At 70.1% G+C, this 12,353-nt stretch carries 8 protein-coding genes, 1 pseudogene and 1 riboswitch; of the genes and pseudogenes, 4 read left to right on the forward strand and 5 right to left on the reverse strand.

The genetic code is table 11. The features are described from left to right. The coding region (locus AC1DO7_RS33730; protein WP_477117086.1) for a methyl-accepting chemotaxis protein at window positions 1-1,521 on the reverse strand (1,521 nt) is incomplete at its 3' end. 320 nt (window positions 1,522-1,841) lie between these two features. Further along, window positions 1,842-1,947: riboswitch (SAM-I-IV-variant riboswitch) on the forward strand. A 28-nt stretch (window positions 1,948-1,975) separates the two neighbouring features. Here AC1DO7_RS33730 and AC1DO7_RS33735 point away from each other — a divergent pair. The 4 genes and pseudogenes from AC1DO7_RS33735 to AC1DO7_RS33750 all read left to right on the forward strand — a co-directional run bounded on the left by AC1DO7_RS33735 (window position 1,976) and on the right by AC1DO7_RS33750 (window position 5,071). Then, the gene (locus AC1DO7_RS33735) at window positions 1,976-2,416 is read left to right on the forward strand and encodes a DUF3293 domain-containing protein (RefSeq protein ID WP_441620135.1); all 441 of its coding nucleotides are present in this window, start codon (window positions 1,976-1,978) and stop codon (window positions 2,414-2,416) included. Window positions 2,417-2,442: 26 nt separating this feature from the next. Then, window positions 2,443-2,646: pseudogene (locus tag AC1DO7_RS33740) on the forward strand (methionine adenosyltransferase domain-containing protein); the annotation flags it as partial. Further along, window positions 2,633-3,778: an ADP-ribosylglycohydrolase family protein gene (locus AC1DO7_RS33745; RefSeq protein ID WP_441649984.1), complete on the forward strand. Its 1,146-nt coding sequence runs from the start codon at window positions 2,633-2,635 to the stop codon at window positions 3,776-3,778. The pseudogene AC1DO7_RS33740 and the gene AC1DO7_RS33745, both read left to right, overlap by 14 nt. A 21-nt stretch (window positions 3,779-3,799) precedes the next feature. Beyond that, window positions 3,800-5,071 (forward strand): DUF445 domain-containing protein, encoded by a 1,272-nt coding sequence (locus AC1DO7_RS33750; RefSeq protein ID WP_441649985.1) that lies wholly within the window; start codon window positions 3,800-3,802, stop codon window positions 5,069-5,071. Window positions 5,072-5,139: 68 nt separating this feature from the next. Here the strand turns inward: AC1DO7_RS33750 and AC1DO7_RS33755 are convergent, their stop codons facing one another. The 4 genes from AC1DO7_RS33755 to AC1DO7_RS33770 form a co-directional block, all read right to left on the reverse strand. After that, complete coding sequence (locus AC1DO7_RS33755; protein WP_477117087.1) at window positions 5,140-6,420, reverse strand: hypothetical protein; 1,281 nt, start codon at window positions 6,418-6,420, stop codon at window positions 5,140-5,142. A 179-nt stretch (window positions 6,421-6,599) separates the two neighbouring features. After that, the gene (locus tag AC1DO7_RS33760; RefSeq protein WP_441620128.1) at window positions 6,600-6,764 is read right to left on the reverse strand and encodes a hypothetical protein; all 165 of its coding nucleotides are present in this window, start codon (window positions 6,762-6,764) and stop codon (window positions 6,600-6,602) included. A gap of 52 nt (window positions 6,765-6,816) precedes the next feature. Next, window positions 6,817-10,218: a UvrD-helicase domain-containing protein gene (locus AC1DO7_RS33765; protein WP_477117088.1), complete on the reverse strand. Its 3,402-nt coding sequence runs from the start codon at window positions 10,216-10,218 to the stop codon at window positions 6,817-6,819. 14 nt (window positions 10,219-10,232) lie between these two features. Continuing rightward, on the reverse strand, window positions 10,233-12,353 hold a 2,121-nt coding region (locus AC1DO7_RS33770), incomplete at its 5' end, for a PD-(D/E)XK nuclease family protein (RefSeq protein WP_477117089.1).

The following is a 12,353-nucleotide window of genomic DNA, read 5'->3' on the forward strand; positions in this document are numbered from 1 at the left end:
GCCCACGGTCGACTCGATCAGGGTCTTGATCTCCTTGGCGGCCTGGGAGCTGCGCTGCGCGAGCGCGCGCACTTCGCCGGCCACGACCGCGAAGCCGCGGCCTTGCTCGCCCGCGCGCGCCGCTTCCACCGCCGCATTGAGCGCGAGGATATTGGTCTGGAAGGCAATGCCTTCGATCACGCCGATGATGTCGGAGACCTTCACCGCCGCGTGCTCGATCTCGCCCATGGTGCGGATCGCGTCGCTGAGCGCGGTGCCGCCGCTGGCCGCCACGCGCGAAGCGGCAATGGCGGATTCGTCGGCCTGGTGCGCGGAGCTGGCGGACTGCCCCACGGTGGCGGTGATCTCCTCCATCGAGGCCGCGGTCTGCTGGAGGCTGGCGGCAGCGCCCTCGGTGCGGCGGGACAGGTCGACGTTGCCGGCGGCGATCTCGTCGGCGGCGGCGCGCACGGATTCGCTGGCGTCGCGGATCTGGCGCATCACGCCGACCAGCTTGTCGGCGAAGGCGTTGAACGCGCGTGCGATCTGCGCGACTTCATCGCTGCCGTCGGCAGGCAGGCGCTGCGTGAGGTCGCCGTCGCCGGAGCCGATGGCGCTCATGGCGTCGCGGATCTGCGAAAGCCGGCGAAACGAAACTGCGGTCACGCCGGCCACGATGGCGGCGGCCACGCAGGCAATCACCAGCAGTGCCAGCAGCGATGCCATCAGCACGGAACGCATGCCGGCGGTCGCCTCGGCCTTGTCGAGTGCGATCACGGCGATCCAGTCGGTGCCGGCAATCTCGCGCGCGCGCAGCAGCTTGGGCTTGCCGGCCACCTCCACTTGCATCGGCGTGGTAGCGCCCAGCAGCGGGGCGAGCTTGTCGGCGTCCAGCGCGGGCACCAGCTCGGCGATGGGTTTGAGCGTGAGCTTGTCATCGCGGTGCGCGACGATCTGCCCGCCCTTCGTCACCAGGATGCCGAAGCTGTCCGGCGTGGGGTGGATGGACCTGACGTTGGCGATCACGCTGTCCATCGCCACGTCGCCGCCCACCACGCCTTTCACGCTGCCATCGCGCACGATGGGCGCGGCAAACGTCACCACCAGCTTGCCGCTGCTGGCGGCCACGTAGGGCGGCGTCACGATCGGCTTGCCCGCGGCCACGGCCTGCTTGTACCAGGGCCGCGCGGTCGGGTCGTAGTCGGGCTTGAGGCCGCTCGCATCCGAGAAGCGATGGCTCTTGTCGGGGAAGCCCACGTACACCTTGATGAAGCCGCCCGCGTCGGACACCTGCCTGAGCGCGGGAATGGGATCGGGCTGCAGCGCGGCGTCCTGCAGCGAGCTGATCATCTGCGTATGGCTGGCGACCCAGTCCGCAATGGCGTCGGTGTGGCCGGTCTGCACGGCGGCGAGATTGTTGTCGATGGCATCGGCGTTATACGCGCTGGCCACGACATGGTTGAGAACGGCGTTGACGGCTAGCGCCGCCACGACGATGGCCACGGATAGGGCCACGATGCGTGCGCGGAGGGAGGAAAGCATGTGATGGATTCTTCTCTGGTTGGCCCGGGTGGGGCAAGGGGGCTGCCGTGGCTATTACGGTAGGGATGTGGCGGACTTGAGCGCATTGCAGGGACGCACCACGCCGGTGCCAAAACGCGTTCGGAATGCCGGATAAACGGCGGTTTTCGCGGTCGGATTCCCGAACGCGCGGGGTTTGTCCGGCTGCCTCTGCGCGCGCCACCCCGAAAGACATGGCGCGTCTCTTCGCGGGTCCGCTTCGCGTTGCTGCCCGCGCGCTTCGCACCTCGCGCAACCGGCCGGGCGCCCTTGACACCCCCGGGGCCCGCATGTTTCAATCCGTCCCACATTCTGATTTGGGTCGACGCCCATGCCAACCTGCCTTCCCGGGCAAGGTGGATCGCGAGAGCGGATGTGGCTCCTGGAGGAGCAAGCAAGCGGGCAATGCGTCGACCCTCCTTTCACGGAGGGTTTTTTGCTTTCTGGCGCCGGCAATTCAAGTATCGATCCGAAGATCATCCAGGCTTACCGGGAGACGCACTATCACGTCCGCGGCGCGACGCCACTCACGCTGAACGTGGGCGAACCCAATCCTGCGCTGGCCGCGCTGCATGCGGCGGCGGGCGTGGACTGCAGCGCGTTCATCACCGCGTGGAACCCCTTTAGCCAGCAGGAAGACGATCCCGCCGCCAATGCGGTTCGCCAGCAGGCGCTGGTGCGCGAACTGACGCAACTGGGCCTGCGCTGCATCGACGGCATAGGCCAGCATCCGACCAACGGCTGGGATGGCGAGGAGAGCTTCCTGGTGCCCGGCCTGTCACTGGATGCGGCCAGGGCGCTCGGGGCGCGGTACGGGCAGAATGCCGTCGTCTGGAGCGGTGCCGATGCCGTGCCGCAACTGATCCTGTTGCGATAGCGCCCGCGCCGCCTGTGCGGGCTTGCGCCGCGGCGCTGGCGAGTGAATTCGATCTGCGCCCGCAAGGCATCATCGAGACGCCGGATCCGCTGCGCCCGATCTACTATCCAACTGCGGCGTACGGCCATTTCGGGCGCGAAGACCTGAGCCTGCCGTGGGAAGCCGTGACTGAACAAAACAAGTCTGAACAAAGCAAGTCTGAACAAAGGAATCTGCATGAACTCGCCTGATTGGATGCATCCCGTGATGCCCGGCACTGCGGCCAACGTTTCCGCACCAAGCCGCTTTCGCGGCTGCCTGCTCGGCGGTGCCGTCGGCGATGCGCTCGGCGCGCCGGTGGAATTCATGTCGCGCGAGGAGATCGTGGAGGAATTCGGGCCGCAGGGCATCACCGGCTACGCCCGCGCCTACGGTGGCTTCGGCACCATCACCGACGACACGCAGATGACGCTGTTTACCGCCGAAGGTTTGCTGCGCGCCTGGGTGCGCGGCAGCGGGCGTGGCGTCGGCAGCTATACCGGGGTGACGGCGCGCGCCTACCTGCGCTGGCTGCAGACGCAGGGCATGCAGCCCGCCGCGACGATCAGCATGGGCGGCGCGCCGGGCTGGCTGTTCCAGCACAAGGCCCTGCACAGCCGCCGCGCGCCGGGCAACACCTGCCTTGCCGCGCTGGCTGCGATGAACAGCCTCGGCGAGCCCGCGCGCAACCACAGCAAGGGCTGCGGCGGCGTGATGCGCGTGGCGCCCGCGGGCCTCTTTGTCTGGCGGCGTTCCCAGCTGCGCTCCCCCGAGCAGGCATTCGAGCTCGGCACCAAGCTGGCCGCCCTGACCCACGGCCACCCGACCGGGTCGCTCACCGGTGGCGTGCTCGCCGCGATGATCGGCGAACTGGCGGGCGGCGCGACGCTGGCCGCCGCGCTGGACGCGGCCAAGGCCTGCCTCGCCACGCATCCCGATCACGAGGAAACGCTGCAAGCCATCGAACAGGCCGAGGCGCTCGCCGCCGCCGGCGCCGCACATGACGACGCCATCGCCGCGCTTGGCGAAGGCTGGGTCGCGGAAGAAGCGCTGGCCATCTCGATCTATTGCGCGCTGGTCGCGCGGGATTTCCGCCATGGCGTGGTGCTCGCGGTGAACCATGACGGCGACTCGGATTCCACCGGCGCGATCACCGGCAACCTGCTGGGTGCGTTGCTGGGCGAGGAGGCGATTCCCCCGCATTGGCTCGAGCCCCTGGAGCTGCGCGAAGTGATCGCCGAGATCGCCGAAGACCTGTGCGCGTTTCCCACCTGGGATATCGGCATCGATTCGAAGGATGAGAAGCTGGTGCAGCGGATTTCGACGAAGTATCCTGCCTCCTGACCGCACCATTCCGGACCACGCATGCAGCAAGAGAAGGAACTCCGCTCCGCAAAGCGCAAGGCGCTCGCGCTGCTGTTGCTCGCCTTCGCCGTCTTCGTCGCCACGGTATTGCTGCCGCATGGCTTTCTGACCGACTGGGTGCGCGCGGCGGCGGAAGCCGCCATGGTGGGTGGCCTGGCGGACTGGTTCGCGGTGGCTGCGCTGTTCCATCGCATCCCGCTGCCGGGGCTGGCCGGGCATACCAATATCATCATCCGCAAGAAGGACGATATCGCCGACGGCCTTGCCACCTTCGTCAGGGACAAGTTCCTCGACGTGCCATCCATCGTCGCGCTGATCGGCAAGCACGACCCCGCGCAGGTGGTGGCGCAGTGGCTGGCGTCGCCGGCCAATACGCGGGAGATCGGCGATGTGGTGGCCAGGGCGGCCGGCACGCTCCTCGATGTGATGGACGAGAAGAACATCCAGGACCTGATCCGCAACGCCGCGCACACCATGATCGGCAAGGTGGACCTGTCCCGCTCGGCCGCCACCATCCTCGAGAGCCTGACCGAGAACGGACGCCACCAGGCGCTGCTGGACGAATCGCTCGCGCAGCTGATCGCCCTGCTGAACGAGCCGGCCACGCGGGCCTTTATCTCGGAGCGCATCGTGGAGTGGCTCAAGAGCGACCACCCCAGGAAGGAGCGGCTCCTGCCCAGCGAATGGATCGGCAGCAACGGCGCCGACCTGATCGCCGCCGCGCTCGGGCGCGTGCTGGGGCAGGTGGAGGCCGACGACAGCCACCAGCTGCGCAAGGCGTTCGATACGGCCGTGCAGAAGCTGATCGCGCGCCTGAAGGACGATCCCGCCTTCCATGCCAGGGCGGAGCAGATCCGGCAGCAGCTCAGGGGCGACAGCGCGCTCAATGCGTATATCGGCAGCCTGTGGACGGACTGGTGCCGCTGGCTCAAGCAAGACCTCGCGCGCGAGGACTCAGTGGTGCGCCAGCGGGTGATGGAGGCGGGGCACTGGATCGGCGCGGAGCTGACGCGCAACACCGCGTTGCGCGCCTCGCTCAACGATCACCTGCGCGACGCGGCGCGCGGCATGGCGCCGGATTTCGCGGACTTCATCACGCGCCATATCAGCAGCACGGTACGCGGCTGGGATGCGCGCGAGATGTCGCGGCAGATCGAGCTGAACGTCGGCCGCGACCTGCAGTACATCCGCATGAACGGCACGGTGGTGGGCGGGCTGATCGGGGCCGCGCTATACCTGCTGGCGCAGTTGCCGGGGTGGATCGGACGGTAGCGGACGCGCCGCCAGGCGGCGGCGCGAGTCCGGCAACAAGGACAATAAGGGCAAAGAGCGCTTAGCGGTTACGCTGGCAGATGATGTGCTTCCACGATCCGGCCGGCATTCAGCTTCAGCGCCAGGACGGTCGGCTTCTGTTGCTCCAGCAGCATTGCCTCGCCGGCGGCCAGGCCGCGGCCCTGCTCGCGCATGGCGGCGCCGGCGGCGGCCAGTTCACCCTGGATCCACTTGCGCAGGCTTGCACGCTTCTCGGTCAGCGCGGACTCGAACTCCAGCCGTGACTTCACGGATTCGATCTTGCCTTCCATCAGTTGCTTCGCCTCATCCAGCAGGCCGCCGGACCGGGCGAGGGAGTCGACCGAATCCTGCAGGCTGCTGAGGCGCGCCTGCTTCATGTGATGCTCGCCCGGGAAAGCCGACAGCAACTGCCAGCCCGCCACGCGTGCGCGCACGCACAACAGCCATTGCTCGTACAGTCCGTCCAGCAGCGTCTGCCGCTCGCGGATCTTCGTCACCAGGCCGTTGGTGCGGAACGTATCGGGATCCTTGATCTCCGCGATGCCCTGCGTTTCGCGCGTCAGTTCGGCCTTGAGGTGCCGCTCGGTGGCCAGCAGCTGGCCCTCGTAGTCCTCGAGTTTCTGGCGTACCGCGGGCGAGAGCTCGCCCTGGAACAGCGCGTGGGCGACCTGGCGCAGGTAGTCGAGCGCGCCAAGAATGCCGGCCTTGCGCTCGTCGCGCAGGAAGGCTTCGATGCGTTCCACGCCCTGCTTGATCTCGTCGAGCTTCTTGCCAATGTCGGCCAGATGCTTCTGGGCGACGATCAGCGAGGCGATGTTCAGGATGGCCGCCGCATTCACCATCTTCGACAGGCGTGACGGGTCCAGTAGCCTGGCTTGTTGCTTGATACCCTTGGCGCCCATCGTAAACGCGCGATAGCCCTCGCCATCGGCTGYCTTGACCAGCGGGCCGTCGATGATCACCTTCATATAGCCGCCGCGGGCGACTTCGCGCGCGCTCAGCAAGTTGGGCACCGCCTGGAGGACCGGACTCAGCTGGCTGAGGGTGGTGCTGTCGGCCTCCACCTTGCGCGCGCCTTTGGGCAGCTTGCCGTCCAGCGCGGTGATGCTGAGGACGGGTTCTTCGGCCGACGGACCCACCAGGATGGCGACGGTATCCTCGGCTTGCTCCGGTTGTGCCGCCGTGGGGGCTTGCGTGGCGGGCGTGGCCGGCGGTTGCATGATCGCGGCCGCGGGAGCGGGTGCGGCGGCTGGTGTGCGGCGGCGCAGTACCAGCACGGCGGCAATGACGACGAGGACGGCGATGCCGGCCCAGATGAAAGCGTTCACGATGACTCCTGGAATTGATGGGCGGCCGGCGCGGCCCAGCCAGGCCGCCGCCTACCGTGTGTCATGGCGGTGCGCCAGGACAGATACACGGCACACCAATGCCGGATTGATATCGGCCAGCGCGGCGCTTCCTTCACCCCTCTCAAGGGGGGCGCACTGCGAAGGCCGGCGGCCGCGCTTCAGCGGCTGTGCAGCGGCGACACGGTGTCGGCCGCACCGGCGCGCTGCGCGTCCTGCTTGAGCTTTCCGATATACAAGCCCAGGCCGATGGCAGAGACCGCGCCGGCGGCAAACGCGATGGCGAAGGCCGCGAGGCTCTCCAGCGGGGAATTGTTGTTGATCATGATCGATTGCTTCCTGTGAATGACCTTCAATGGTTGAGGGACCGGCGCGCGTTCATGCCGCCGCGGCAAGACCGGGGCCGACCGGAATCACCTGCCCCGACGTCACCAGCACGATCAGCCCGCGGCTGGCCCCGGTCATGTCGAGGTAGCTGCGCACCTGTGCGCGGTAGTGATCGAGGGTGGCGGGATCGGGGCGCACGTCGCTCTTCCAGTCGACAATGACCTGCGGCGTGCCGTCGTCGGCGAAGGTGGCGGCATCGGCGATGCCGACGGTGGCGCTTTCCTGGTCCGCCGTCACGGCCGAGCCATAGACCGGATACTCCGGTACCAGTCCGGGGCGCAGCGCCGCGATGTCGGGCAGGGCCAGCGTGCGCAGCACGCACCGGGCCATCTCGGCCGGCGCGAGGCCGGCCGCGGGATCGTCGCCGGGCTCGCGGCCGAGCATGCGCACGAGCGCCTCCCCGCGCGCGGTGAGGGCCGCCACGGTTTCTTCGGTTTCGCCGCTCAGGACTTCCTCGAGCAGCTTGTGGATGACGAGGCCGCGCTCGCGCCCGCCTTGCACGGCGGGATAGGCGGGGGTGCCGGCGGACTCCGCGTCGTCGGTGGCCAGCATGATGGCGGGCACTTCTTCCTGCAGCAGCGGGCTGCCGGCACCTTCATCGCGGCTGGGCGCCAGCCATGCCAGCCGCTTGTGCTGCAGGACGATGGACAGGGCTTCGTCGCCGAACGACTGCCGGGTCTGCCGGTTCTCCACGGTGGCGCCGGCGGCGGCCACGCCGTCGGGCAGGTCGTGCGGCACGAGCGGATCCAGCGCGGACAGCGACAGGTCGAGCAGGTTGACCCATGCGCTGTTGCTGGCGGGCGCATCGAGCCGGGGCAGCACCAGCAGTTCGCGTGCACGCGTGGCGGCCACGTACCAGAGGCGGATGCGTTCGCGCGCGAGCTCGGCCTTCTCGGCGTCGCGCGCGGCGTCGTAGCCTGCGGGCGTGAGGCCATACACGGGGCAATGGAAATGGCCGCTGGCGCGTTCGACCACGGCGGTGTCGGCGGCGACCACCTCGGTCATGGTGTTGACCGGCACCACGATGGGCCACTCGAGCCCCTTGGCCGCGTGCATGGTGTAGAGCGCCACGGCTTCTTCCTGCGCATCGGGGCGGCCTTCGCTGGCACGCGCGGCGTCGCTCCACGCCGCGCTCATGGTTTCGGCGAAGGCGCGCAGGCCGCGCACGCCATAGGCGCGCGCCAGGTTGAGGTAGAGGTCGACGTTGGCCAGCGCGCGCTCGGCCTGGCCGTGGTGGCGCTCGAGCAGGATGGCGCGCACGTGCAGTGCATCGACCGCCTGCGCGATCAGGTCGTAGGGCGTGGTGGCGTTGGCCTTGCGGCGCAGCGCCTGCAGCTTGCCGATGAGGTCGCGCGCGAGGTCGTGCGCAATGTGTTGCGTTTCCACGCGCAGGTCCAGCCGGGGCAGGCTGTCTGGGGCATCTTCCGCGCGCGGCAGCTGCCACACGATGTCGAGCAGTTCTTCTTCGGTGAGGCCGGCCAGCGGCCCGCGCAGCAGCGCGCCGAGGGCCAGCGTGTCGCGCGTGTCGGCAAGCACGCGGGTCAGCGCGATCAGGTCCTGGATTTCCTGGCGCTGGTAGAAGCCCTTGCCGGCCTGCGTGGCGACGGGCACGCCGCGCCGCTCGAGCGCGGCCTCGTAGCGCCACAGGTCGCTGCCGGAGGGCGCCAGCAGCGCGATGTCGCCGGGCCGGCACTTGCGCCGCGCGCCGGTCTTGCGGTCGGCGATGTCATGGTTGCCGATCATGCGCGCGCACATCTCGGCGACCGCGCCGGCCTCGGCCTCGCGCAGGTGCTCGGCGGCCACCTTGCCGTCCGCGCCGGTCACCGCCACGTCCAGTGCCAGCACGCCTGGCTGGCCGTCGTCGTTGGCATCGTACGGCGTGAGCGCGGTGAAGCCAGGCTGGTCGGGGCTGGACAGGATGGCCTCGAAGCGTGCGTTGACGTACGCCAGGATTGGTGCGCGCGAGCGGAAGTTGGTGGAGATCGCCAGCACGCTGTCGCGGTCCTGCGCGGCGAAGGCGTCGCGCGCCTGCACATAGGCCGCCACGTCGGCGCCGCGGAAGCGGTAGATGGCCTGCTTGGGGTCGCCCACCAGGAACAGCGCGCCCGGGCGGATGACGAAGCGGGTCCAGTCGGCATTGTCCCGGCCGCCGGCGGGCGGCTCGCCGCACAGGCGCCAGACGATTTCCGACTGCAGCGGGTCCGTGTCCTGGAACTCGTCCACCAGCACGTGGCGGTAGCGCGTGGCGAGCGCCTGCCGCACGGTATCGTGATCGCGCAGCAGATCGCGCGCGGCGAAGATCAGGTCATCGAAATCGAGCAGCGCGGCTGCGCGCTTGTAGTCGCGAAAGCGCGCGAGCACCGGCTGCACGGCATCGGCCAGCGCGGCCAGCACGTGGCTGGCGATCTGCTGCTGCAGCGCCACCCAGGCATCCTGGCAGGCAGCGTGCAGCTGCGCCGCCTGCGCGCACAGCAGATCGCCATGCGCCGCGGGCATGCCCGCCTCGCGCGACGCCGTGCGCCACGCGCCGGCGCGGCGGTACGAGCGGAAGCCGCCGTCTTTCTTGCACAGCTTCGTGTCCGGCTCGAGGCGGATCGCCAGCACGCGGGCAAGGTCGGCGGGGCGCTGCGGGCTGTACGGGAAGGCGAGCGCCTGCGCGGCCTCCGTCAGCAGTGCCGACATCACCGTGGTGTCGGCATCCTTGGCTTCGGTGTCGGCGACGAAGGCGGCAAGCGCGTGTGCCGCCTGGCCGAAGGCGGCGATCAGCGGCGCCAGCGGGAGTCCCGCCGGTGCCGTGGCGTTGCGGTGCGCGCGCAGCGTGGCCGCGATGCCGCGCACCAGCGCCACGGTCGCCTGCGCATCGTAGAGCACCAGTTCGGCGAGCAGGCCGGCGCCATTGCCGCCATCGGCGTCCAGCTGCTCGCGCAGCCAGGCGTCGACGATGTCGTCGAAGGCGAGGCTGCCCTGGTCGCGGTCCATGATGCCAGCGCCGGGATCGATATTGGCTTCGACCGGATAGGGCTTGATCAGGCGCTGGCAGAAGCCGTGGATGGTCGAGCAGGTGAGTTCGTCGATGGCGGCGCCGGCCGCCCGCAGGTTGTCGTGGTGCCGCTCGCTCAGGTTGCCGGGCAGGGCCGCGCGCAGTTCCTGCGGGACATGGCCGTCGCTGAGCCTGGCGACGAATTCGCGCACGCGGATCACCAGTTCGCTGGCGGCCAGTTCGGTAAAGGTCACCGCGGCGATGTGGCGCGGGGCCACGCCTTCGGCCAGCATCATGGCGATGCGGCCGRCCATCACGGCGGTCTTGCCCGATCCCGCGCCGGCTTCCACCAGCAGGGAGCGGTGATGGTCGGCAATGGCGGTGCGGCGGGCGTGGTTGTCTTCGAGGGGCATGGCGCTCTTGTTCATTATTCGGCTTCCCAGACGGCGGCGGCTTCGCCGAGTTGCGCCAGCGCGGCATCGCGCTTGCGCCGGCAATACGTGGCCGCGGCATTGGCGGGCAGGGCGAAGGCGAGATCGTCGTAGTTGCCGGCGGTGTCCTTGCCCATCACGGCGGCGCCGGCCAGCAGGCTGGCATGCGCCGAGGCCAGGTAGCCGGTGATGTCGGCCAGCGCGGCGTCGGCATTGTCGAGGATCCTTTCGGCGGGCTCGCGCGGGTACAGCAGCGAAGCGGTGATGTCCACGCCGGCGCCCAGCAGCGCCTTGACGGCGAAGGCGTACAGGCAGCGCTGCAGCTCGCGGCCGCCGTCGAGGCGGGCGCCTTGCTTCAGGGTGCGCCCGGTCTTGTAGTCGCGCACGATGGCGCGGCTGCCGTCGCCCGAGATATCCAGGCGGTCGATATAGCCGGAGATGTGGAAGCCGGTGCCGGGGATCTCGACGCGCGCCGCGGGGTCCCACGGCAATGTGGCGGCGGCGCCGGCGCGCGGCTCCGAGCCGCCGAACGGGACTTCCCCGAAGGCGCGCGTGCCGGGCCCGGCAGGGTCTCCCCACGTCAGCGCGCGGCCGGCCAGCAGGCGCACCTCATCGAGCGTGCGTTGCCAGATCACGTGCGGCGGCACGGCCTGCGTGGCTTCCCACGACGCGGCGGCGACGCGCACGCCGTCGCGCACCGCGGCGGCAGCTTGCGCGGGGTCGGCGCGCGCCAGCCCGCCGCCGGCTTCGAGCGTCTGCAGCGCGTGGTCGAGCACCAGGTGGACCAGGTTGCCGAAGCCCAGCGCGTCCAGCACGATGGGCTCGGCGCCGCCCTCCGGCGCGCGCCAGCGCATGCCGTATTGCCAGACGAAGCCCAGCGGGTTGCGCAGCAGCCGCTGCAGCGAGCTGGCCGATTGCCTGCGGCCGAGCACGGCCTGCAGCACCGGATGGCCGGCGCGCACCATGCCGTCGTGCGGCGTGAGCTCGGGGCTGTGCCAGTTGCGCCAGCAGCAAACGGCCGACCTGGCCTGCGCCGCCGTGCGGAATTCGGCGGGACGCGCCAGCAGGCGGTCGGTCTCGCTGAAGGCATGGGCCGGCACGGCATTGCGGCGCAGGTAGGTTTCGTCGGGCAGGCCATGCAGCAGCGCGCTGCGTCCCATCACGCGGCCCTCGCCGTCGCGGCGCGCGCGCGAGAGCACCACTTCGCCGGCGGTGGTGGCGAGGATGGCGTGGAAGCTGTACCGGTCCGCCGCGGCGACCGGGAGCGGGTCCAGTTCGGCGGTGGGCACGATGTGGTCGGAGAGCAGCCGGTCCTCGGACAAGCCTCGCGGCCAGCGCGAGGAGTTCAGCCCCAGCAGGCGCACGAAGCGGCGCGGCGCGGCGGCCAGCTCGCCGGCCGGCATCCATGCCACCGACACGCAGGCTTCCAGGCCGTCATCCTGCTTCAGGTTCTCCAGCGTGGCGTCGATCGAGGCGGCGGGTCCGGCCAGCAGCGCCTTGCGCCAGATCGTGCGCGCGCGGCCGTCGAGCACGGCCTCGCCGATCTGCGCGGCGGCACCGATGCCCTGGCCGAGCAGCGCGACGATGGCGCGCACGGCGGGGGCATGGTCGGCGCCGTCGGGCCAGTCCCTGGCGGACAGGCGTGCCAGCAGCCGCTCCCACGCCTGGACCGAGCTCAGCGGCGCATCGGCCGGGAGGATGCGGGTCCATCCGGCGGGCAGCGTCGCGAACATGCCCCTGGCGCCTTTACCGCCCGACTGCAGCGCGGCGAGGCGGCGCATGCGCGATTGCGACAGGCCGCGCACCAGGATGTCCGCCAGCGCGGCCGCGGCCTGCCCGTCGCGGCTGGCGGTCACCTTGGTACCGTGCACGAAATGCAGTTCGAGGTTGGCGTCGGCGCGCAGCGCGAGGAAGTGGTCGTCGTATTCCGCGGGGGCCACGGCGGCGATGGCGATCTCGCCGGGCCGGGCGCGGCCGGAGGCGAGCAGGGCCCGCGCCCAGCGCATGGCTTCGATGGCTTCGTGGTAGGCCGTGGATGCACTGACGACCGCGATGGCAGCTTGTTCGGGCGCGGTGCGCTCGATGCGCACAGCGGTGCCATCGAGCCACGCCGGCAC

It is taken from the genome of Cupriavidus sp. 05N40 (assembly GCF_056397305.1).